The organism is Tumebacillus flagellatus (assembly GCF_000714935.1).
Classification (GTDB): domain Bacteria; phylum Bacillota; class Bacilli; order Tumebacillales; family Tumebacillaceae; genus Tumebacillus; species Tumebacillus flagellatus.
Genome location: NZ_JMIR01000035.1, coordinates 1 through 22,844, shown reverse-complemented (window position 1 = coordinate 22,844; position 22,844 = coordinate 1). Strand labels below are relative to the sequence as shown.

Annotated in this window: 22 protein-coding genes; 15 read left to right on the top strand and 7 right to left on the bottom strand. The window is 55.8% G+C overall.

Translation table 11 applies throughout. The features are described 5' to 3' along the window. The first annotated feature begins 26 nt into the window (after positions 1-26). The 4 genes from EL26_RS19035 (at position 27) to EL26_RS19020 (ending at position 5,154) form a co-directional block, all read left to right on the top strand. Positions 27-1,703 carry a thiamine pyrophosphate-binding protein gene (locus tag EL26_RS19035; RefSeq protein ID WP_081857337.1) on the top strand — a complete coding sequence of 559 codons (1,677 nt, stop codon included), beginning with the start codon at positions 27-29 and terminating at the stop codon, positions 1,701-1,703. 221 nt (positions 1,704-1,924) lie between these two features. Continuing rightward, positions 1,925-2,377: a MarR family winged helix-turn-helix transcriptional regulator gene (locus EL26_RS19030; protein WP_038092752.1), complete on the top strand. Its 453-nt coding sequence runs from the start codon at positions 1,925-1,927 to the stop codon at positions 2,375-2,377. Continuing rightward, complete coding sequence (locus EL26_RS19025; RefSeq protein WP_038092748.1) at positions 2,374-3,033, top strand: beta-barrel domain-containing protein; 660 nt, start codon at positions 2,374-2,376, stop codon at positions 3,031-3,033. The genes EL26_RS19030 and EL26_RS19025 overlap by 4 nt, the downstream gene beginning before the upstream one ends. Before the next feature lie 411 nt (positions 3,034-3,444). Further along, positions 3,445-5,154, top strand: coding sequence for a DHA2 family efflux MFS transporter permease subunit (locus tag EL26_RS19020; protein WP_420802075.1), 1,710 nt, complete (start codon positions 3,445-3,447; stop codon positions 5,152-5,154). 63 nt (positions 5,155-5,217) lie between these two features. On the opposite strand, the gene EL26_RS19015 is transcribed toward EL26_RS19020, so the two are convergent. Beyond that, on the bottom strand, positions 5,218-6,153 hold the full coding sequence (locus tag EL26_RS19015; RefSeq protein ID WP_038092746.1) for a serine hydrolase domain-containing protein: 936 nt from the start codon (positions 6,151-6,153) through the stop codon (positions 5,218-5,220). A 100-nt stretch (positions 6,154-6,253) separates the two neighbouring features. Continuing rightward, the gene (locus tag EL26_RS19010) at positions 6,254-8,215 is read right to left on the bottom strand and encodes an ABC transporter ATP-binding protein (RefSeq protein WP_038092743.1); all 1,962 of its coding nucleotides are present in this window, start codon (positions 8,213-8,215) and stop codon (positions 6,254-6,256) included. A 134-nt stretch (positions 8,216-8,349) separates the two neighbouring features. On the opposite strand from EL26_RS19010, the gene EL26_RS19005 reads away from it, so the two are divergent. Together EL26_RS19005 and EL26_RS26770 are read left to right on the top strand one after the other, a co-directional pair. Next, complete coding sequence (locus EL26_RS19005) at positions 8,350-9,213, top strand: phosphatase PAP2 family protein (RefSeq protein WP_052036582.1); 864 nt, start codon at positions 8,350-8,352, stop codon at positions 9,211-9,213. Positions 9,214-9,363: 150 nt separating this feature from the next. Next, the gene (locus EL26_RS26770; RefSeq protein WP_420802074.1) at positions 9,364-9,447 is read left to right on the top strand and encodes a putative holin-like toxin; all 84 of its coding nucleotides are present in this window, start codon (positions 9,364-9,366) and stop codon (positions 9,445-9,447) included. A gap of 125 nt (positions 9,448-9,572) precedes the next feature. Here the strand turns inward: EL26_RS26770 and EL26_RS19000 are convergent, their stop codons facing one another. Next, a complete protein-coding gene (locus EL26_RS19000) occupies positions 9,573-10,766 on the bottom strand; it encodes a class I SAM-dependent methyltransferase (protein ID WP_038092741.1) in 1,194 nt (397 codons plus the stop codon). 204 nt (positions 10,767-10,970) lie between these two features. On the opposite strand from EL26_RS19000, the gene EL26_RS18995 reads away from it, so the two are divergent. Together EL26_RS18995 and EL26_RS18990 are read left to right on the top strand one after the other, a co-directional pair. After that, positions 10,971-12,611, top strand: coding sequence for an MDR family MFS transporter (locus tag EL26_RS18995; RefSeq protein ID WP_052036581.1), 1,641 nt, complete (start codon positions 10,971-10,973; stop codon positions 12,609-12,611). Positions 12,612-12,711: 100 nt separating this feature from the next. Further along, entirely contained in the window at positions 12,712-13,296 is a 585-nt protein-coding gene (locus EL26_RS18990) for a TetR/AcrR family transcriptional regulator (protein WP_038092736.1), read from the top strand. Positions 13,297-13,342: 46 nt separating this feature from the next. Here EL26_RS18990 and EL26_RS18985 read toward each other — a convergent pair whose 3' ends face one another. Then, complete coding sequence (locus tag EL26_RS18985; protein ID WP_038092733.1) at positions 13,343-13,897, bottom strand: GNAT family N-acetyltransferase; 555 nt, start codon at positions 13,895-13,897, stop codon at positions 13,343-13,345. A gap of 31 nt (positions 13,898-13,928) precedes the next feature. Next, complete coding sequence (locus EL26_RS18980; RefSeq protein WP_038092809.1) at positions 13,929-14,522, bottom strand: DUF2087 domain-containing protein; 594 nt, start codon at positions 14,520-14,522, stop codon at positions 13,929-13,931. Positions 14,523-15,031: 509 nt separating this feature from the next. On the opposite strand from EL26_RS18980, the gene EL26_RS18975 reads away from it, so the two are divergent. Beyond that, complete coding sequence (locus tag EL26_RS18975; RefSeq protein ID WP_038092730.1) at positions 15,032-15,607, top strand: 5-formyltetrahydrofolate cyclo-ligase; 576 nt, start codon at positions 15,032-15,034, stop codon at positions 15,605-15,607. Between the two features lie 77 nt (positions 15,608-15,684). On the opposite strand, the gene EL26_RS24085 is transcribed toward EL26_RS18975, so the two are convergent. Continuing rightward, a complete protein-coding gene (locus EL26_RS24085; RefSeq protein ID WP_052036580.1) occupies positions 15,685-16,812 on the bottom strand; it encodes a GGDEF domain-containing protein in 1,128 nt (375 codons plus the stop codon). Between the two features lie 130 nt (positions 16,813-16,942). On the opposite strand from EL26_RS24085, the gene mobA reads away from it, so the two are divergent. The 6 genes from mobA to tatC all read left to right on the top strand — a co-directional run bounded on the left by mobA (position 16,943) and on the right by tatC (position 20,764). Further along, on the top strand, positions 16,943-17,593 hold the full coding sequence (mobA, locus tag EL26_RS18965; protein ID WP_052036579.1) for a molybdenum cofactor guanylyltransferase: 651 nt from the start codon (positions 16,943-16,945) through the stop codon (positions 17,591-17,593). Then, complete coding sequence (locus EL26_RS18960) at positions 17,586-18,089, top strand: hypothetical protein (protein WP_038092727.1); 504 nt, start codon at positions 17,586-17,588, stop codon at positions 18,087-18,089. The genes mobA and EL26_RS18960 overlap by 8 nt, the downstream gene beginning before the upstream one ends. A 16-nt stretch (positions 18,090-18,105) precedes the next feature. Next, positions 18,106-19,080, top strand: a complete 975-nt coding sequence (locus EL26_RS18955) for a molybdopterin-binding protein (RefSeq protein ID WP_038092724.1) — start codon at positions 18,106-18,108, stop codon at positions 19,078-19,080. 61 nt (positions 19,081-19,141) lie between these two features. Next, entirely contained in the window at positions 19,142-19,669 is a 528-nt protein-coding gene (gene mobB, locus EL26_RS18950; protein WP_052036578.1) for a molybdopterin-guanine dinucleotide biosynthesis protein B, read from the top strand. Between the two features lie 29 nt (positions 19,670-19,698). Then, positions 19,699-19,956 (top strand): twin-arginine translocase TatA/TatE family subunit, encoded by a 258-nt coding sequence (locus EL26_RS18945; protein ID WP_038092723.1) that lies wholly within the window; start codon positions 19,699-19,701, stop codon positions 19,954-19,956. Between the two features lie 40 nt (positions 19,957-19,996). Beyond that, a complete protein-coding gene (gene tatC / locus EL26_RS18940; protein WP_038092720.1) occupies positions 19,997-20,764 on the top strand; it encodes a twin-arginine translocase subunit TatC in 768 nt (255 codons plus the stop codon). Positions 20,765-21,214: 450 nt separating this feature from the next. Here tatC and EL26_RS24080 read toward each other — a convergent pair whose 3' ends face one another. After that, positions 21,215-22,549, bottom strand: coding sequence for a helix-turn-helix domain-containing protein (locus EL26_RS24080; protein ID WP_052036577.1), 1,335 nt, complete (start codon positions 22,547-22,549; stop codon positions 21,215-21,217). Positions 22,550-22,844 lie beyond the last annotated feature (295 nt).

Below are 22,844 nucleotides of genomic sequence, written 5' to 3'. Positions count from 1 at the left end.
ATAGAAGGAGTTGGATTTTTCATACAATGGCATCCCTACAAAAGCAAACCACCGCTCCTCTGACAACCCCGTCCCCGACGACCACGCTCACCGTCGCGCATACCATCGTGCAACAATTGCAAGCGTGGGGCGTGGAACGCATCTACGGAGTCGCCGGCGACACGTTCCTCGACTTCCTCGACGCCCTCGACGGCTCCGGTCTGCAATTTATCGCCGTGAAGCATGAATCCACCGCCGCTTTCATGGCGTCCGCCGAAGCGAAACTGACAGGCAAACTCGGCGTCTGCCTCGCTACCAGCGGCCCCGGCATGGCAAACTTGCTGAACGGTCTCGGAGACGCGTACCAAGACCAAGTGCCGGTGCTCGCCATCACCGGCCAAGTCCCGACGAACTCGATCGGCACCGACGCCAAGCAATACCTCGATCAGCAAGTGTTCATCGAACCGCTGGCCGCCTACTCCGCGCTGCTCGCTTCGCCCGACGCGACGGTCGAAGTGTTCACCAAGGCGATTCACACCGCGTTGGAGCGAGGCGCCGTCACGCACGTCTCCGTTCCCAAAGACCTGTTCACGCAAACGCAATCGACGCCAATCCGCAAACAACCGCAACTCGTGCGCGGCACGGTTCAATTCAACCCGCAAGACGTCGACCGTGCGGCGGCGATTCTCCAATCCGCCAAACAACCGGTCGTCGTCGCGGGCATTGGCGCGCGCAACGCGGCGCAATCCGTGGAACAACTTTGCGAAACCCTCGGAGCCGGGCTGATTCTCTCGCTCGGCGCGAAAGGCTTGATCGACGAAAACAACCCGCATCTGCTCGGCGGCATCGGCAAAGCGGGCAGCCCGTACGCCGCCGACGTGCTCAAGCGCGCGGACGTCGTCCTCCTCGCAGGTGACACTTGGTGGCCGCAAGACTACGTCCCCCGGAACGTCCGCATCGTCCAAGTCGACTATGCGGCAACTAACATCGGCACGAAATTCGACGTCGAACTCGGACTGGTCGGCGACACGAACGTCATCCTCCCCGCCCTCGTCGAGAAACTCCAAGGCCATGAAAAAAACCAACAGTGGCTTACCGAAATCCACCAAGCGCGCGAGCAATGGTACGCCGAAACGGAAGCAGAAGCCGGCCACGAAGGCTCCCCCGTCCACCCGGCGCGCCTGATCCGCGCACTGGAAAACACCGTACGCCCCGACGCCGTGCTCTGCGTGGACACGGGCGACCACACCGTTTGGTTTAACCGCATCTTCCGAAGTCACGGCTCGAACCAGGACGTGCTGTTCTCCGGCACATGGCGTTCGATGGGCTTCGGCCTGCCCGCCGCGATGGCGGCGCAACTTTGCCAGCCGAACCGCCAAGTGGTGGCGCTCGTCGGCGACGGCTGCCTCGGCATGAACTTGGCGGATCTCGCCACGCTCGCCCGCTACAACCTCGCCGTCACGGTCGTCGTCGTCAACAACGGCTACTTGCAAATGGAGACCGACCGCCAAAGAGTCGGCAACCACAGCCAACTCGGCTCCGATCTGACCAACCCCGACTTTGTCCAAGTCGCCGAAGCCTGCGGGCTGGCGGGTTTCCGCGTTCAAGACAGCCGCGAGCTGGACAGTGTCCTCTCACAAGCGTTGTCTTTGCCGGGCCCGTCCTTGGTCGAAGTGAACACCGCCGACGTGATCTTCCCGAACATCACCAAAAAAGAAGCGTAGACGACCTTCTTCTATAGAAAAAACCCGCTCTCGCCGGCGGGTTTTTTGCATGCATGACGCACTTTCCTAAAGGAAATGTTAAAAACGGGCGAAGTGTCCATTCTAGGTTGACAGAACGAAAAAGCCGTCTATAATTTTCATTATCGAATCATTCGCATGCGAATCATTAGGTATGCAAAAAATGTCGACACGAAAGTTTCTGTAAGGGAAGGGGGCGGCTCATGGACGAGATCAGCGAGATCATTGCCTCTCTTCGTGAACTGAAACGCGTGTTCTTCCGCCTGATGCAGCAAGATGCGGAAGCGGTGGGGATCACGGGTCTGCAGTTGATGGTCATTCGCACGTTGGCGCACCATGAGAACATCACCCTGAACGAACTCGCGGAAAAAACGCAACTGACCGCAAGCACGATGAGCGGCGTTGTCGACCGCTTGGTCAAGGCGGGCTTGGTCGGGCGGGAACGCTCCGAACACGACCGCCGTGCGCTGGTCTTGCATCTAACCGATGCGGGGAGAGAGAAGCTGGGCGATGCCTTTGGGCCCCTGTCGACGTTTTGGCGACGGCTGGAAGCCGGAAGACACCGTCTCTCGGAGCAAGACATACGAGAACTGCTCCGCTTGCATCACGAACTGATCACCATACTTACCACGGAGGAAGGGGAAACAGAGAAATGAATTCTATGCGTCGTTTGATTCTCGTGAACGTTCTGTTGCTCGTCATCTTGATCGGGGGCGGCTTTGCCGGGTACTACTTCTACAACCAATCCGCTACCTACCTGAGCACGGACAACGCCAAAATTGACGGTCAATCCGTCTCCATCGCAGCTCCGGCGGCCGGCAAACTGGTCGATTGGAACGGCGAAGTGGGCAAAACTTATGCGGCGGGCGACCGCGTCGGCGTCGTCGAAACGATGAACGCGGCAACCGGCAAACCGGTCGACGTCGATGTTGTAGCTCCGCAAGACGGCACCATCGCGCAACAATCGGCTGTGAAAAACTCCTTTGTCGGCGCAGGTCTGCCGATCGCGTACTCGTTTGACATGGACCACCTGTGGGTCACCGCCAACATCAAGGAAACCGACATCAACGATGTCAAAGTCGGCCAAGACGTAGACATCGACGTCGATGCGTATCCGGGCACCACGCTCAAAGGAAAAGTGCAAAAAGTCGGCCTCGCAACCGCGAACACCTTCTCGCTCTTGCCGACCTCGAACGCAACCGGCAACTACACCAAAGTGACCCAGGTTCTTCCGGTCACCATCACCCTTGACGGCTACAAAGGCCTCGATCTTGCACCGGGCATGAACGTGACAGTCCGCATCCACAAGTAGGGCGGTGATTCAATGAACACCGGATACCTCATCGGGTACGTTGTGCTTTGTCTCGTCATTCTCGGCGTGGCAAACGCAGCGATGCGCTCGAAGAAAAAAAACCAAGCACCGGTGCGGGTGACAGAGCCTGATGTGCAACAGGCAGAAGCCACTTTGCAATCCGATGACAGCTATGAACCGATCCCGGAATTGACCGAGGAATTTACGGCAGAAGCGCGGGAAGCGCTTCACGTCGAGCCGGTGGATGAACCGGTTTTCAACCAAAGTCCGCTTCCTCCGCGCTCGGAACGTCACAAAACCGAACCGCCGCTTGCTCCGTCTGAGGAAGAGGTTCTCGAAACTCCGGTTGCGGAAGCTGTGGAAGAAACCACGCAACCGGCTGAGGCTGACGTTGCACCGCAGGAGGAAGAAATCAAACCGGCCGCCGCAGCGGTCACTCAGGAAGAGACCAAACCGGAAGCAGTCAAACCGGAGGCAACCAAACCGGAGGCAGTCAAACCGGAAGCAACCGCTCCGGTTTCGAAAGACACCAAGCCTGCCGCAGCGGCGGCAGCACCGACCGCTCCGGCTGCGTCCGGCGCGCGTCAAGACATCCACGTCGGGCGTTTGCTCACCGTCCTGCTGCTCGGCGCGTTTGTCGCGATTCTCAACCAGACGCTGATCAACGTCGCGCTGCCGCACATGATGAACGACCTCAACGTGTCGGCAAACGTCATCCAATGGCTGGTTACCGGCTACATGCTGGTCAACGGCGTGTTGATTCCGATCACCGCCTTCTTGATTGAACGATTCGGAGCGCGCAAGCTGTTCATCGCCGCGATGAGTTTGTTCACACTCGGCGCCGTCATTTGTGCGATCTCCTCGAACTTCTCGATCATGCTGGTCGGGCGTTTGGTGCAAGCGTCCGGCGCCGGGATCATCATGCCGTTGATGATGACCGTGTTCTTGACCGTCTTCCCGCCGGAAAAACGCGGCAAGGCGATGGGCCTGATGGGGATCGCGATGATCTTCGCTCCGGCCGTCGGCCCGACGCTGTCCGGTTGGATTGTGCAAAACTACTCGTGGCGGATTCTGTTCATCCTCGTCATCCCGATCGGCCTGCTCGACTTGGGCCTCGCGTTTGCCTGGATGAAGGACATCACGAAAACCTCGCGTCCGAAATTCGATACCGCCGGGTTTGTGTTCTCCACGCTGGGCTTCGGCGGCGTCCTGTACGCGTTCTCGGAAGCGGGTTCGCAAGGCTGGACCTCTGCAGAAGTTCTCCTCACGCTCATCATCGGTCTCATCGCGCTCGTGCTGTTCGTCTGGCGCGAGCTGACGGCGGAACAACCGATGCTCGACCTGCGCGTGTTCAAGTTTGACGTGTTCACGCTGACGACGATCATCTCGTCGGTCGTCAACATGGCGATGTTTGCCGCGATGATTCTGCTGCCGATCTACCTGCAGAACATCCGCGGGTTTACGCCGCTGCAAGCCGGTCTGTTGATGTTGCCGGCCGCGCTCCTCATGGGCGTGATGAGCCCGATCTCCGGCGCGATCTTCGACAAGATCGGGGCGCGCTTGCTGGCGATCGTCGGCTTGCTCGTGACCGTGTGGACGACATGGGAATTTACGAAACTGACCTCGGACACCACCTATGGCCACATTCTCATGCTGTATTGCCTGCGCATGTTCGGGATGTCGCTGTTGATGATGCCGATTCAGACGGCAGGCATGAACCAGCTGCCGCGTCAATACCAAGCGCACGGCACGGCGACGGGCAACACGGCGCGTCAGGTGGCGGGGTCGCTCGGCACGGCGTTGCTCGTCACGATCATGACGAACCGCACGCAGTTCCATATCGCGAACTACGCCAACGAAATTACGTCGACCAACCCGATTCTCTCGACGCACTTCTCGCAGATCGGAGCGGGTCTCGCGTCGGCGACCGGGCTTCCGACCCAATACGGGTCGTCGATCGCCACCCAGATGATCTACGGTCTCGCGATGAAAGAAGCGACGATCAACGGCATCAACGACGCGTTCATGTACGCTACCGGCTTCGCGGTCGTGGCGTTGGTTCTCGCATTCTTCATCAAGCGCGTCCAACCCGCATCGGGAATTCCGAACAAGAAGAAATAAAATATCCCCCGCACATCGGCGAGTCCGAAGGTGCGGGGGATTTTTTTATCGAATGGATGGGGTCTATCGGGAGAGCTGTACGGCGAGATTGCCAAAATCGCGGATGTCGCGCAGGTAGTAGTAGCCCGGCGGGTTGCCGATTTTGTTGTACATGCGCACGGCGACCATGTCGAGAGCGGGGATGACGAGCACTGCGCAGCCGTTGACGCCGAGGATTTGAAACGATCCGCGCGGGACGTGCTCGCCGATCTCCGAGCGCGCGCAGAACTCGTCCTGCACGTACCAGCCGTAGCCTTGGCGGGGCAAGTCTTCATCCAGCAGCTTCGGCGTCTGCACGGAGGTGGCGCGTCCAAAGACCCCCAGTTGTTCCTTGTGCAACAGCCCCCATCTCGCCAACTCGCGCGCACTGACGTACAGGTTGCAATCGGGCTTCAATTGGAATTGCTCCGTGCCGTTGTCGAACGCGTCCGGCACCAGATTCATCTCGTCGGACACGCAGGTCTCCCAGCCGGTTTCGCGAAACCCGTTGGGCTTCAACACGCGCTCTTGGAGCAGTTCGGACACGGATTGTCCGGTCTGTTGCCGAATCAGTTCCAGCAACATGTCAATTCCGGTGTTCACATACTGCCAGCCCTTGCCCGGCGGATGATCGCGCACGATCCGGCCGTCGGGTTCGGTGTGCATTCCATGCGTGTTCGTGACCAGATGACGAAGGGTGGTGCTGTCGAGGTTTTCGTACGTCAAGTAGTCGCTCACACGGTCATCGAGGCTGCCGATCTTGCCGTCCTCTTGCGCAAGGGCAAGTGCCAAGCCGATATACGATTTGCGGACGGAATGGACGTGAAAGCGCGACGACGGCCCGATGTCGGTCCCGTTGTACCACTCCATGACGTCTCCTTGCCGCCAGATGTAGAGCGCCGATGCCGTGGCGCCAATCTGACGTTGTACGCGCTCGACGTAGGTGACGAGCGGGCTGTAACGTTCTGTCAGCAGATTCATTCGGATCACCTCACTCCTACATTCGGCGCAAAAAAAACTTCCACCTGCCAAGAGGTGGAAATTTTTTAGTAAGTTTCTCTTAAGAGTGATTCCAGATTGCCTACTCTCCCGCCGCTTCCAGTTCCGCCCACTCTTCCATCAGTTGGTCGAGCTCTTCCTTGGCGGTTTGGAGCGCGTCGTTTTTCTCGGCGGCGAGTTCGTGGTTGGAGAACACTTCCGGGAGGCAGAGGTCCGCTTCCAGCGCCGAGATCTGTTCTTCAAGTTCCGCGATGCGCGTTTCGACTTTGGCGAGGCGGTCGAGGCGGCGTTTTTCGATGCGTTTTTGTTCCTTGTCCGCTTGGCGGCGGGCTTGGGCGTCGTCGAGGGGGATTTCGGCAACCGCTGTGCCGGTTTTCGCTTTGGCGTTGGCGGCTTCCTGCGCTTCTTTCTCGCGCTTCTCCGCTTCGATTTGCTCCAGCTTCTCCAGATAGTCGTCGTAGTTGCCGAGGTAGGAGGCGACGCCGTTCTCCGACAGCTCGACGACGCGGGTGGCGAGGCGGTTGACGAAGTAGCGGTCATGGGAGATGAACAGCAACGTCCCCGGATAGTCTTCCAGCGCGTTCTCAAGCACTTCCTTGGAGAGCAGGTCGAGATGGTTGGTCGGCTCGTCGAGGATGAGGAAGTTGGAGTTCTTCAGCATCAATTTCGCGAGCGCCACGCGGCTGCGTTCGCCGCCGGAGAGCGACCCGACCAATTTCTGCACATCGTCTCCGGAAAAAAGAAAGTTGCCAAGCACCGTCCGCACCCGCGTCAAATCGAGGTGCGGGAACGCGTCCCAGACTTCGCCCAGCACGGTTTTCGACGGGGTGAGGTCCTCTTGCTGTTGGGTGAAGTAGCCGACGGAGACGTTGGTGCCGAGCTTCAGACGGCCCGCGAGCGGGTCGAGTTTGCCGTTGATCGCTTTCAGCAGCGTCGTCTTGCCGATCCCGTTCGGGCCGATCAGCGCCACGCGTTCGCCGCGCAGGACTTCGAACGTGATGTTTTGGGACAGGACTTTCTCGCCGTATCCAAGCGACACGCCGTCGACTTTCAGCACTTCGTTGCCGGACTGCTTGTCGATGTTAAACGAGAAGTGCGCTTGCTCCGTGGAGAGCATCGGGCGGTCGATGCGCTCGATCTTGTCCAGCATCTTGCGGCGGGATTGCGCGCGCTTGGTCGTGGTGGCGCGGGCGATGTTGCGCTGGATGAAGTCTTCGAGCTTGGCGATTTCCGCTTGCTGTTGGTCGAAGCGCTTCTGCTGTTGGGCGAGTTCGGCGGCTTTCTGCTCCAAGAAGTCGGAGTAGTTGCCTTTCCAACGGCGGGTTTTGCCGCGTTCCATCTCGTAGATCACGTTGATCAGCGAATCGAGGAAGTAGCGGTCATGGGAGACCATGAGCAGAGCGCCGGGGTAGTTTTTGAGATAATCTTCAAGCCACGTGAGCGTGCGGATGTCGAGGTAGTTGGTCGGCTCGTCGAGGATCAGCAGGTTCGGCTGAGTCAGCAAGTGTTTGCCGAGCAAGAGCCGGGTCTTCTGCCCGCCGGACAACGAGTTGACGAGGCGGCCGTGCATCGCTTCCGGGAAGTCGAGGCCGTGGAGGATGGAGCGGACTTTGGCGTCGACTGCGTAGCCGTTTTGATCGGTGAAGTCTTGGGTGAGGCGGGCGTACTGTTCGGAGTATTGGGCGAACAGGGTTTCGTCTTCGTAGACGGAGGGCTCGGCCATTTTCCGTTCGAGATCGCGCATCTTGGTTTCGAGTTGCTTCAGGTCGGCGTAGACGGAGACCATCTCGTCCCAGATCGTTTGGTTGGAGTCGATTTGCGAGTGCTGGGCGAGGTAGCCGACGGTGGTTTCCTTGCCGATATGAATTTGGCCGGAGTCGTACGACATTTCACCTGCGATGATTTTGAGCAATGTGGACTTGCCGGCGCCGTTGACGCCGATCAGCCCGACGCGTTCGCGGTCTTGGACGACGACGGAGGCGTTCTCCAAGATCACGTCGGTGCCGTAGGATTTTTTTATGTCATTCGCTTGCACGAGAATCATATAGGATCACCTTATCTCTTTCAAAACTGGTTCTTTTTAGTGTAACGCACATGAAGGGGAAAAAAAAGCCTAGTCGCGCGCGTGTCCTCATATGTATGAAAGAAGAGCATCGAGGACAAGGGGGCAAGTCGGACGTGACACAAGTGGAGATGTTGCAGGCGATTCAGACCGTGGCGTCGCCGTGGATGGACAAGTTGATGATCGGGTTTTCGTTTATCGGGGACGAGGAGTTTTACATCGCGACGGTGCCGTTGATTTATTATGCGGTGAACAAGCGGGTGGGGATTCGGCTGGCGATCGTGCTGGCGTGTTCGATGTTTGTGAATGCGTGGTTGAAGTTTTTCTTCTCGACGCCGCGGCCGATCGGGGTCGAGGGGATTCGCAGTTTGTACACGTCGTCGGCGACGGGGATGTCGTTTCCAAGCGGGCATTCGCAGGGATCGGCGACGTACTGGGGGTATTTGGCTTCCGTCGTGAAGAAAAAGTGGTTTGCGCTGCTGGCGGCGTTTGTGATCTTGACGATCATGTTTTCGCGGTTGTATTTGGGCGTGCACTGGCCGATTGACGTGGCGGGTGGTTTGGTGTTCGGGTTGTGTTTCGTCAGCGGAATGGCGTGGGCGGACGCGACGTTTGTGCGCAAGCTCGGGCACAGCGTGAAAGTGGCGCTGGGGTTGTTGTTTCCGTTGGTGTTGCTGGCGTTTTACCACCAGACGGACGGGATGAAGTTGGTGGGGTTTTTGCTGGGGGGGTGGATCGGGTATTTGTTGGAGAGCAAGCGTGTGGGGATGCAATTGCCGAAACGTTGGCAAGATCGAGTGGTGCCGACGCTGCTCGGGTTGTTGCTCGTCTTCCTGCTGCGCTTCGTCTTAAAAACCGCCCTCCCCGAAAACGGAGTCATGGACCTGCTCCGCTACGCCTTCGTCGGCTTCGGCGCGACGCTGGGGGTACCGTGGCTGTTTGTGAAGCTGGGGTGGTATCCGGGGAAGAAGGGCATTTAATGAAGAAAGCAGCATCCAGTAAGTCGGATGCTGCTCTTTTAAGCATTCCAAACTATAATTTCCCTATGGTATAATTCGAACTAGCACAATTGAATAACGGCTCGCAGCAAGGGTGGTTGGCTCATCTCCGTATGTAAGGAGGTGAGCAGAATGACAGTTTTCGAGGCACTTTACCTCATGCTTACCTTCGGACTTCTGATCGTAGCAATTCTGTCGTTTAAAAAACAAAAATAGACCGCCTGAGTCTGCCCGATTCGCGCGGTCTATTTCCCAAAAAAATAGAGAGCCAACCACCCTCAAACGAGGGTCATTCCTTTGTGCAATCGACCGTAGGTGTTACCCGCACCTAGGGTCTTTCTTTATTTTAACATATCCACTTGCGGAATCTCAAGACGGTCCGCGAGCGCCCTTTCCAGATAGGGCTCAATGTGCAGGAAGCGTTTGAATTCTAGATAGCTCTGCACCAGCTTGTCCCGCTCCGCGGCGGTTGTTTTGCTTTTCACGGCGCGGATCAGGAGGTTTTTCGGCGTGTGCTCCATGTCGATGAATTCGAGCAGCTGCGTTTTGTACCCAACGATGTCCAACAGGTGCGCCCGCACCGAATCGGTCGCCAGCGCCGCAAACCGCTCCTTGATGATCCCGTGCCGGAGCATCGGCGAGAGCGTCTCGTTCTCCACTTGCGCAAACAACTCATGCTGGCAGCACGGCACCGACAGAATCACGTCCGCCTCCCAACGCACCGCTTTCTCCAGCGCCGCATCGGTCGCGGTGTCGCACGCATGGAGCGTCACCACCATGTCCACGCGGTCCAACTCGTTGTACTGCGCGATGTCGCCCACGAGAAACTTCAAATTCTCGCCGTACCCGAACCGCGCGCACATCGCGTTGCAATGCGCGATCACGTCTTCCTTCAGATCCAACCCGATCACGTTCAAGTTCAACCCGCGAATCTCGTGCAGATAATGATACAGCGCAAACGTCAGATACGATTTCCCGCACCCGAAGTCCACGATGTTCAGCGTCCGCTCCTGATGAAGACTCGGCACCACATCCTCGATCATCTCCAAGAAACGATTGATCTGGCGGAATTTGTCATACCGCTTCGCCACGACTTTGCCTTCCGCCGTCATCACGCCCAACTCCACCAAAAAAGGAATCGGCGTGCCCTCTTCCAGCAGATACTGCTTCTTGCGGTTGTGCGAAAGCTCCACCCGAGTGCGGGTAGGGGCTTTTTTCAAGATCGTGACTTTGCCTTTCTTGGAAATCAACACTTGGTAATCGGCGTCCGCCGTGTGCAGGAGGCCCTGCTTGAACACTTCCTCAAATAGAGCCAGCATCTTCTGAGCCGCTTCACTCGGAGTCAAATTCTCGTGCTGAACCTTCTGGCTATAGTAGTAGCTGAACTGGTAGAACAGCTCGTCTCGTAACTTCACCGGCTTCACATCGACTTTGGAAAAACCCGCCGGGTCTTTCTTGCGGACGTTGTTGAGCGTCGCTTGCGTCAGCGCTCCGTCCGGTACTTTCTCCAGCAGCAGTTGCTCTAAGTTCTCCATCCAAAAATCTCCCCGCTCTTCATGTTGACTCAACAGGAACAGAATACCTTATTTTGCTCGGGAGGTCGAATGTGCAACCACCCATTTTTTTGAAAAGAGTTGACACTGACCTGCGGGTCATTCTATAATAGCTCTCGTGACTGACCCGTCAGTCATCACCGAACAGACAAAGACCAACCAAGTAGGAGTAGGAGTGATACACACATGTCAGAACAAGCTGTTGGAGCACAACCGACCGATCTGGCCGCACCGAGCAAGAAACGGACGCTGGTCATCATCGGGTTGTTGCTCGGATTGTTTTTCTCGTCTCTTGACCAAACGGTTGTCGGCACCGCGATGCCGACGATCATCGGGCAACTGGGTCACATCGAACTGTTGACCTGGATTACCACCGCATACTTGTTGACGTCCACCTCGGTCGTTCCGATCGCCGGGAAGCTCGCCGACATCTTCGGCCGCCGCTCTCTGTACCTGATCGGGATGATTATCTTCATCATCGGTTCCGCCCTCTGCGGCTTGGCCGATTCGATGATGCAATTGACGATTTACCGCGCGATCCAAGGGATTGGCGGCGGGATGCTGATGCCGCTTGCGATGACGATCATCGGCGACATCACCACCGGCGCGTCCCGCGCGAAGTTCCAAGGGATGTTCATGGCAGTCTTCGGTCTCTCTTCCGTTCTCGGCCCGCAATTGGGCGGCTGGATCGTCGACCACTGGAACTGGAGCTGGATCTTCTACATCAACCTTCCGTTTGGCATCATCGCTACCGTGTTCATCTGGTTCGGCCTTGAAGGTGCGTTCCAGAAGAAGGAAGTCTCCATCGACTGGTTCGGCATTTTCACGATGGTCATCTCCATCGTCTCCTTGCTCTTGGCGCTCTCGCTGGGCGGCAAGAACTATGCGTGGGGCTCTTGGCAGATCATCTCGCTGTTTGCAGGTTTCGCCGTGTTCTTGATCTTCTTCCTGATCGCGGAAAGCAAAGCGAAAGACCCGATCTTGCCGCTCAGCCTCTTCAAGAACAAAACCTACTCGATCGTCAACTTGATCGGCTTCCTCATGTCGCTTGGCATGTTCGGCGCGCTGACGTTCACTCCGCTGCTCATGCAAGGCGTTGTCGGAATGTCGGCGACGAAAGCCGCGTCCACGATGACCCCGATGATGCTCGGGATGATCGTCACCTCGATCCTCGGATCGCGCCTCTTGATCAAAGTCGGCTTGCGTCCGATGCTGGTCGCGGGTATGGGGATCATGATGGTCGCTTTCGCTCTGTTCGGCCAACTGGGCCTCGACACGACGCAATTGAAAGCTTCTATTGAAATGATCGTGCTCGGCCTTGGCATGGGCTTGATCATGCCGTCGCTCGGGATTGCGTTGCAAGAAGCGTTCCCGATGCAGATGCGCGGCACGGTCATGTCGTCCAACGCGTTCTTCCGCTCGATCGGCGGCACCGTCGGGATCGCGATGCTCGGCGCGGTGTTCAACCACCGTTCGATCGGCGACATCGGCAACAAACTCGACCCGATTCTCAGCCAGATGGGCCCGAATTCCGAAAAACTGCTCGACATGGCGCACAACAACCCCCAAGGTCTGTATTCCTCGCTGTTGAACGCCGACTTCTTGAAGCAACTGCCGAAGCAGATTTCCGATCTGTTTGCGACGCAAGTGACGCCGATTCTGAAAGACTCTTTGCTCGACTCCCTGCACTCGATCTACGGCGTTTCGATCTGGTTCTGCGCCGCCGGTTTGATTGTCTCGCTGTTCGTGGGTAAAATGAAGATCAGCGGGAATAACGCCAAACCGCAGCAAGAAGTGAAACCGGCTCAAACGGCCGTCCAAGAATAAACACCGTTTCAGACTTCATCCGAGATTCAACCTGAGCGCCCCTCACACGGCACTCAGGTTGAATCTATATAGAAGAGGTGCGAGAAAGAGGGGGGATCACGTGGAAATCACAGACAAGCGCGAACTGATCTTGCAATCCGCCGCCCGCGCTTTCGGAACCAAAGGGTTCCACGATTCCAAAGTTGAGCAAATCGCTGCAGAAGCAGGCGTGGCCAAGGGAACGGTCTATCTCTACTTCAAGGACAAGCAAACGTTGCTGTTCGAAGTCATCCACTATTTTCGGGAAAAATACATGCGAGAACTTCTCGCCGCTACCGAGCCTCATGAGAGCGCACGGGATAAAATCTTAGCGTACACCAAGTTTCACATCAAGCAGTTTCCGCAAATGGTCAGGTTCCACAAGTTGAACATGGAACAACTCACACAGATGCATAAGGACCGCGAAGTCCTCACCCGTATGCGCGACGAGCAAAACCGCAACTTGCGGGAGCTCGCCGCGATCATCCAGCACGGCATCAACCGCTGCGAATTCCGCGCCGTCGACCCGATTGACGCCGCCTTGATCTGCTGGGGTGCGATGCAAAGCAGCGTCCATTGGGCGATGATCAACGAGATCGAGGATATCGACGAAAGCAACGCCGAGCGCATGGTCGATTTGCTGATGCAAGGGTTCGCCAACGGATAAAATAACAAAAACGCATGGACACGGAAGGGGGTGCCCATGCGTTTTTCTATTTGTGCCAGTCCTCTTGCGTGACGGCGTAGATGTTGTGGTCTTCCCACTTGCCGTTGATCTGCAAGTACCACTTCGACAGCCCTTCAAAACGGAACCCGACTTTCTCCACCACGCGGATCGACGCTTGGTTCCACGGCATCACCGCCGCTTGAACGCGGTGCAGACCGCCGTCGGTGAGCGCAAAGTCGACCGCGAGCGCGACCGCTTCCGTGGTGTAGCCCTTGCCGTTGTGCCGCTGGTCCATGAAGTAGCCGATCGTGCAGTTTTTCCACGCGCCGTAGACGATGTTGCTAAGCGACACGCGCCCGACAAACTCGTCCGTCTCCCGCAAAAACACCCCGAACGTATATCCCGTCTGCTCTTGCCAATGCAGAATGTCGTCCTCGATCCGCGCTTGGTAATCTTCCAAGCTCAACACCAACTTCGCCCGAATCGGCTCATACGTTTGAAAAAAATCCAAGTTCCGCGTCCGCACTTCATACAGCGCCGCGGCGTCGCTCCGCTTCATCGGGCGAATGTACACCCGCTCTCCGTCTCTTCGCAAGTTCATGCTGTCTCCTCCTCGAAGCCATTTGACTCCCTTATTCGATTTTCGCCCACATCTCCGGCGGGTTCAGCTCATACAGCCCGTTCTCGCGGTACATATAGTGATTGGCGATAAACTCGCGGCGAATCGTCGCGCAGTCGTCGTGGTAGTTGCGTATGTAGTCGTTGATCTCCGATTCCGTGTACGTCCGACCTGCTTTCAAGCCGCGCAACAGGTGCTCGAAGATCATCAGTCGCTTCTTGCGCTGCGCCGGGATCTGCTTGAGGCGGCCGTTCGCGTCGAAGAAGTTGTCGAGCACCGCTTGGCGCTGCTTGTCGGCTTTCTCCGCCTGCGTCTCCTCGTCGTCTGCGAGTTCCGGTTTGTTCACCAAGTCGACGATCGCGAAGGCATGCTGTTCCAACACGTCCTTCTTCAGCGAGAAGTAGATCGTGTTTTTGTCCCGATGTTCGCGAATCAACCCCGCGTCGCGCAACTTCGTCATGTGGTGCGTGATCGTGGACGGCGTGACGCCCAGTTTGCCTGCCAGCGCTTGCCCGTGCAAAGGGCCGCCGGCGAGCAGGGCCAAGATGCGGATGCGCGTTAGATCGGCCAACGCTTTGTGAAACTCAAACAACCGATTCAGTTGCATCGCGGCGGCCACCTCCTTTTTTCCAAAAAAGAAAAGCCGATCACCCGGACCGGCTTCTCTTAATGATATCAAATTCCCATGTACTTGGACAGAATCTGTGCGGCTTCGGCGCGGGTCTATGAACGTGTTGGCAGCCGTTTTGAACGTGAACAGGACGTCGCTCGCCAACGCATGTCCGTACGCGTCGTGCAACCCGTTCGGCCCGCCGGCGATCTTGATCGTGTAGGTTTCGTTTTTTCCAACGGGGCCTGTAAGGACAAACGGCATCAACGTGTAGGGGCTGGTTTGATAGTCGTCAAACGCGAACGTCGTCGCGATGCCGTGGCTGTCGGTGACGGTGGTGAATTTTTTGACCTCGGCGGGGTTTGCGGTGATGTTGAAGTGCAGCGTCAAACGGGAAAATCCGCGCTGGATGGTGTCTTTTTTGCTAGTGTGAGGATTCGCGGGAGATTCAAGCAGGGCAAATCGTTCCATGCTATCATGGAAGAGACACGACAGGAGGGATCGCCATGAACCCCGCGGAAAAAAAAGCACTGCGCCGCCGTCTGCTGGATGAACGTCAGACTCTTTCAGTGGAAGCGCGCGCCGCACTCGATCAAAAAATCCTCAACCGCCTCCTCGCGCTGCCGGAGGTGCAGGCGGCGAACACGATGCTCGTCTACCTCGACTTCCGCGCCGAAGTTTCTTCACGCGGCTTGATTGAATGGGGCATCGCCCAAGGCAAGACGGTCTGCGCCCCCGTCACGATCGTCGACGAACGCCGCCTCATCCCCGTGAAGCTGCGTTGTGCAGACGATGTGATTCTCGGCGCGTACGACATCCGCGAGCCCGCGAACCGCTCCGACACGGTGGACGCGGAAGAGATCGACCTCGTCGTCCTCCCCGGCGTCGGCTTCGACCGAGAAGGAGGCCGCTTGGGCTACGGCGGCGGGTATTACGACCGCTTCCTCCCGAAGTTGAAGCCGGGCACTCCGCGCATCGCGGTGGCGTACGAGTTGCAAATGCTGGACGCCGTTCCCTTGGAACCGCACGACGCCCGCTTGGATGCGGTGGTGACAGAAGCCCGTGTGTATAGGCGGATGTAACCCTGAAAAAACTGCGGATAACAGCAAAAAACAGCACGGAAACGGCGTTTGCCAATTCCGTGCTGCTTCACTAGACTTTACATTGTCGGGGTTTTGCAAGACGCGAGCCCCTCGTCATATTTGACCGTGCGGTTTTTGCCGCCGCGCTTGGCGGCGTACATCGCTTGGTCGGCGCGGTCGATCATCTGCTGGTGGGTGCTGCAGTTCTCCGGGAACGACGCCACGCCGACCGAGACGGAGACGTTGAGCAACTCGCCCGTCGGGATCGGCACCCGCACTTTTTCGATCTCCGAGCGCACGCGCTCCGCCGCTTCGTACCCGGCTTGCAAGTCGGCGTCGGGCACCAACAGCGCCAACTCTTCACCGCCCACGCGGCAGGGCACCCAATACGTGCCTTGCGAGACCTGCAGCAAACGGCTGGAAATCGAGCGCAGCACTTCATCGCCGACAGAATGTCCGTACGTGTCATTGACGCGCTTGAAGTTGTCGATATCGAACAAAATCAACGCGACCGACTTGCCTTGCTGTTTGGACTTTTCGGTTTCCACGATGATTCGCGTGTGAAAATAGTTGTGGTTGTGGAGCTTCGTCAGCTGATCCAGCACCGCCATCTGGTGCAGGTCAAACGCATACTGTGCCACTTCGCGGTTCATGCTCTCCATCTCGCGCTCCAAGCGGTCTCGTTCCGCTTGAGCGCGGCGTTCCCGCTCCTCCGTCGCTTGTCGCTGATGCTCGACATACGACATCACCGGGAACAACAGCGACACCGCGAGAAACATCACCGACCGAAACACGATCGCTTGCCACGTCACCGTTCCCGGCGACAGCAAGAGCGTCACCAAATAGACGGCGTTGACCGCAACCGTGAACGCCAAGTTCAGGGCGTATGAATCTTCATGAATGTAAGACGCAATCGCCATTGTCAGATAATAATAGTAGTAGAGATCACTGTCCAGACCGCCGCCGAGATAGACCATGCCGGAGACGACGAAGAGATCCAGCACTTTGACCGCGTGCCAAAGGACGTGGCGGTTCTGCCAACGTCGATACGTAAGCAGAAGACCAAGCGATGTGCCTGCAAAGTAAAAAAACGCGCCCACCATGGCGGGATTCCCCGCAAATAGCAACAAAAGCAACGTCAAAAAACAACGTGCCATGACCAAAAACGCTTCGTAATTGGTCAGGAATCGAAGGATGGTCAACATGGCGAGTACGACTCCTTTCCTGCAAAACGTCTGTGGGCTTCAAAGGGTCTTCCAGATACTTGTAGTGTAGCATAGGCACCTTGTATATGACAGTAGCCCTAGAGGAGAAAATTACATTCCTATACTTACTATGAACAAATTAAATGAAATTTCGGTTGCAAAAGGAATCATTTTATCCGGCGGCAAGTCGATGCGTATGGGTGTGCCGAAACAGTGGCTGACGTTTGCCAACCGTCCTTTGTTGATGCATTCTTATGATAGACTGAGGACGGTATGCCAAGAAGTCATCGCGGTTACGAATGATCCGGTTGACGCACGCCGTATGCGGGACTTTGGTCTTGCTTCGATCCGGGATGTTTATCCCGGTCAAGGGCCGTTGGCGGGCTTGCATGCAGGGCTTCAAGGGATGGAGCCGGAGCGGGCGGCCGTGTTGCTGAGCTGCGATCTGCCGTTTCTGCGCGCCGAAGTGTTGCGCGATTTGCTGGCGGAGTTGGAGGGAGACCCGGAGTTGGACGCCGTGGTGCCCTGTGAGGGAGGAGACGGACATCTCTTTCCGGTTTGTGCCGTGTATCGGGCTCGCGTGCGCGAAGTTGCAGCAGCCCAGTTGGCGCAGGGCGAGAATGCGATGCGGCGTTTTTTGGCGAAGTTGAATGTGCTCTACATACCGACGGAGCGGTGGGCGGGAGGCGCGCCGGATCCGTTTTTGAACATGAACACGCCAGAGGAGTATGAGCGGGCGTGTATCTTATGGAAGAGAGAAGGATTTGAACAGCATGAGTGAATACTTGTTGGCTTTGGGATATGGCGGCGACCGGGAAGCGGCGGCGTGGTTTGAGTGGAATTTCCGCTGCAAAATCGGCGAGGAGAAGAAAAGCGACTTTGCCGCGCGCGACAAATTCCTCCGCGAGTTTATCGCCGGGACGGAGAACGGCCAAGAGTACGCGATCGTGGCGGAAGACCCGCAGGCACCGTTTGTGCGCGCGTTTGCGGAGTTTGGCAAGGAAGCGCTGCGGGAGCACCGCGACCTGTTCGTTTTTTACATTCTCGAAGATGCAGAGAACCCGAATTCGCGCTTTAAGCTCTATTTGAAAGCGGATGATCCGGAGTCGGAACTGCCGGAGCATCAGATCTACTGCGACGGCTTCGACGTGCCGCGCGACGCGCTGATGTGGATGCAGCAAAACGTCGGCTGCCGCTTCTACGTGACGGAAGACCGCTCGGAGATGATGGTGGAATTCCCGTACCAAGGGCCGGAAGAACTGCCGGTGCTGCAATAAGAGAGGGGGAGCTTCTGTGAAAAAGGAAGTCCGCGTCGAAGACGCGATCGGGATGCGCCTCGCGCACGATTTGACACGCATCGTCCCGGGAGTCTTCAAAGGACGGGCCTTCACCAAAGGCCACATCCTCCGCGAAGAAGACATCCCCGAACTGCTCAAGATCGGCAAAGAACACATCTACGTCCTCGAATTGGGCGCGGACGAACTGCATGAGGACGACGCGGCGCTGCGCATGGCGGCGGTGCTCGGCGGCGAGCACATGACGTTTGAAGACCCGCACGAGGGCAAAGTCGTGCTGAAGTCGGCGATTCAAGGCTTGCTGAAAGTCGACATCGAGTGCCTGACCCGCATCAACTCGATCGACGAAATCGCCGTCGTTTCCAGAAAAAACAACACGGTGTTGGAGCCCGGCGATAAGATTTGCGGCTTGCGTGCCATCCCGCTGACGGTCGGCGCGGAAAAAGTCGAAGCGGTCGAAAAAATTGCGCGGGAAATGAATGTGTTTACAGTCAAACCGTTTCGAGCTTTGCGCGTCGGGGTCGTGACGACCGGTTCGGAAGTGCTGAAGGGCCGGATTCAAGATAAATTCGGCCCGGTGGTGCGGGCGAAACTGGAGAAGTTCGGCTCCCGTGTGATTGAACAGAAGATCGTCGGCGACGCGGTGGACGACATTCGGGCGGCGATTGAAGCGTTTCATGCGGAGGGAGCGGACATGGTGCTCTGCACGGGCGGCATGTCGGTGGACCCGGACGATCGGACGCCGGGCGCGATCAAAGCGGCGGCGACGCACGTTGTTTCGTACGGGATGCCGGTGTTGCCGGGTTCGATGATGATGCTGGCGTACCGCGAAGGGATGCCGATCTTCGGGCTGCCGGGCTGTGTGATTTTTGACGAGTTCACGTCGTTTGATATGTTGCTCCCGCGCGTGCTCGCGGGCGAGACGGTCACACGTCAAGAAATCGCGGAGCTCGGACACGGCGGGTTGTTGTAATGAAAAAACGAATCAGTCGCGTGCTGGGGAGTCGCGGGCGCGGGAATCTCGGGAGTCTCGCATGACCCGCCGGGTTCCCGCTTTCGCGGTCGTCGGCTATAAAAACTCCGGCAAGACCACGCTGGTGGCGAAGCTCGTCGCGGGATTGACGCAACTCGGCTATCGCGTGGGCACTTGCAAGCACGACGGCGCGCATGAACTGCGGTTGGACGCGGAGGGGACGGACTCTTCGAAACATCGCGGGGCGGGTGCGGACGTGGTGTTGGTCGCGGGACGGACAGAGGCTTTTTGGCAGAGGACGTATCGAGAGGAACCGCCGCTGGACGCTTGGTTGGAGCAGTTGTCCGACCCGGCGCTGGGGCTGGACGTGATCGTCGTGGAAGGCTGGAAACGATCCGATTTGTCCAAGATCGTCCTGCCCTCGGCGGAGAAACTTGAACAGTTGTCGAACGTTCTCGCCTACGCTGTCGAATCCAGTCGGCCCCCGATTGCGGACGAGGGTGCGGGAGTGTATGATAGAGAAGATGTCGAAGGTCTGATCCATATGATCCTGGCGCGGGTTCTGCGTAACGCCCCGCCGTCCCACTAATCATACTCCCGCAGGAGGTACCGTATCGCATGTTTTCCAACATTGGATTTCCGGGATTGATTCTGATTCTCGTCCTCGCACTCATCATCTTTGGCCCGAACAAGCTGCCGGAAATCGGCAGAGCATTCGGCAAGACGCTCAAGGAATTCAAATCGGCGACCAAGGGTCTCACCGAGGATGATGAAGTCTCCGTGTCTCCGAAGAAAGTCGACGTCGTCAAAACCGAACAACTCCAAACTCCGCAGCACGTGCATACCGACAGCGCGGCGCAAGCGGAATCGAAGTAAGAATTCCTCCCCCGATTTGGGTTAAGGAGTGAACAACCCGTTGAGTCAAGAGGAACAACCGTTAGTCAGCCATCTGTCGGAGTTGCGCAAGCGGATCATCTGGGTGCTGGTCATTTTCTTGATCTGCCTGATCATCACGTTCGTGTTTGTCGACCCGATCTATAACTTCTTGGTCAACGACGCCAACCGGATGTTTCCGGAGCTCGGTCCGATCAAGTTGACGGTGCTCGGTCCCGGCGAGATTCTCAAAGTCTACTTCACCGTCGCCGGCATGGCGGCGATTGGATTGACCCTGCCGTTTTTGCTGTATCACGTTTGGAAGTTCATCCAGCCGGCGCTGGAGGAGCGGGAAGCGAAAGTGGCGTTCCGCTACATCCCGCTGGTGCTCGGCATGTTCATCGCGGGGATTTGCTTCGGGTATTTCCTCGTGTTTCCGCTGCTGTACAAGTTCCTCTACGAACTGGGCTCTTCGCGGTTCACGATGAGTTACACGGCGAGCAACTATTTCTCGTTCATGAACATGATGGTGTTGCCGTTCGGGTTTATCTTCGAGATGCCGGTCGCGGTGATGTTTTTGAGCCGGATCGGAATTCTCGCGCCGCAAACGCTGATCAAAGTGCGCAAGTACGCCTACTTCGTCATGGTGATCATCGCTTCGATGATCTCCCCGCCGGAGCTGACCTCGCACTTGGCGGTGGCGACGCCGATGATTTTGCTGTATGAAGTGTCGATCTTGATCTCCAAATGGTCCTGGAAGAAGCGGGCCGCCATGCTCGCGGCGCAGGAGCAGGAATATCAAGACGCGTAATACGAGAGAAAAGGATCGGGCCAAGGGCCCGGTCCTTTTTTGTTGCGCTGAGACTTTGATGGATGCAAAATGGCCCGCAAACACTCATTTGGTGAAATGAGCACTTGCGGGCCATTTTGAAGTGAAAGAGCCGATCTCTGAAGAACTTTCGAGGACATAACGTAGTCAGAGACATCCGCTAGATCATTCCAGGAAATGAGTTCATCATTCTTATCAGTTGTATTCAAACAGTAACAGAGGGGGCATGGATCGTCAATCAGATAGAGATGGAAGAAGAGTTGATTTTATAGAATAAGAAAAAAGCACCGGATGGGCGCTATAGGTGAGAATTATTTTGCATGACTCCTTTTGGACCAATCAGATCGTCATAAGCAATTGCTTTTGTAGTGGATGAGTACGCGTTCCATAAGGTGCAGACTCCAAACACTAGGATGACGAGTAGGATTTTTTTCATAGGATTCCTTTCCCTTCATACAGGATCGAAAAGAGTTCACTTCGTTTTTTCTCCCAAGACAGTGCATTTTGAAAATCTCCTTGATGTTCATATGCACCAACAACAATTTCTATGACTTCAATTTGATCTTTCAATGCACCTATTTTACCAAAAAATTCGTAAGACATGTTGGCGAAATTTATTGCTTGGATGTAATTACGGATGGTGTATTCAAATAATGTGCGAATTTTATAAAATTCTGCTGTTACGCCGCAATCTGTGATGGATTGAGACAATACAATATTTTCGGCATCTGATAAATGTTTATAAGCCTGCTCTTGATGATTATGCTTCAGATGAATTTTTGCAATTTTAGAGTGAACAAGAACGAGTCGAGGAAAATCACGAAGTGAGCGATAAGCATCCAAACATTCTTTGAGTTGGTCTAGGGCAAGAGTTGGATTGTAGTGTGCTGTCACTTCAGAAGCATTAGCCTGTTGAACAATGATTGCCTGCTTTAATTCACTTTGTGCCTCTAAGATGATTTTTGCAATTTGAAAGCACTCTGTCGCTTTTTGGAATTCTTTCGAATTTTTATACGAGATACCTTGATGGTAGATAGTATGTGCCAAGTCAACAAGACAATTGTTATTTTTATAATATTCGTGGGCGAGTTTAAGATAGCTCAAAGCGTCTTCTGGATTCCCTCTGCGCAGTAAAGTGGTTGCTACGTTAAAAGAAATATGAGCAGATAACATAGTTTGGGTTGGGAATCGCAATGTGTAGTCAAAGGCTTTTCGATAGTTGTAATAGGCATTGGTGTAGTCTTGACGTTGATGATAGACTTTGCCGATATTGTTTCTGATTTTTGCTAAAAATTCTGCGTCGTGGTAATTGTCGGATTCTAACTTGTTCGTTAATGGTTGTAAAACGTCCAACGTGTCAGAATATCTTTGTTGCTGATATCGACATTCCGCCAAGTGAACAGTCAATATCATCCGTTCCTTATCATTCAGATCGGGATGCTGGATCAAACTTTGAATATAAGATTCTGCCTCATCAGGCTGATTTGATTCCAATAAAACCTCAATCAACTTAATTCGGCTCACGATCTCCATATGCTCTTCTTCACCAAGAAGCAATTCACGGATCGGTAATTTGAATGCGGCGGCCATTTTGTTCAAGAGAGCAGGAGAAACATCCTCTCGTCCAGTCTCAATTTGGCTGATCCAACTCATGGTTACTCCGCACATCTTGGCCAATTTTGCCTGAGAAATTTCACGTTCCTTGCGGAGCCGTCGGATACGTTCCCCTAATGTTTCTGTCGTTTCATGTTCTTTCGTTTGATACATGAGTGACCACCACCGTTCACAAATTCTCCAAACTATTATATTGGATTTCCTCTTTTCACTCAATGCATTTCATTAATTATGATGATTCTTTTAGTTTAGTTGAGAATTGCTGAATTTCACGCCGAGGATTTACGATCACGGATAGAGAGCGTTTGGTGTGCGCATGTTCTTAATTCAGATAGGAGGTCAGGAAGAATGGAAACCTTCGGGCAACGTCTTCGTCAGTTCCGCATGAAAAAAGGCTTGACGCAATCGCAATTAGCAATGGGCATCGTCACGCCGTCTATGCTTTCAC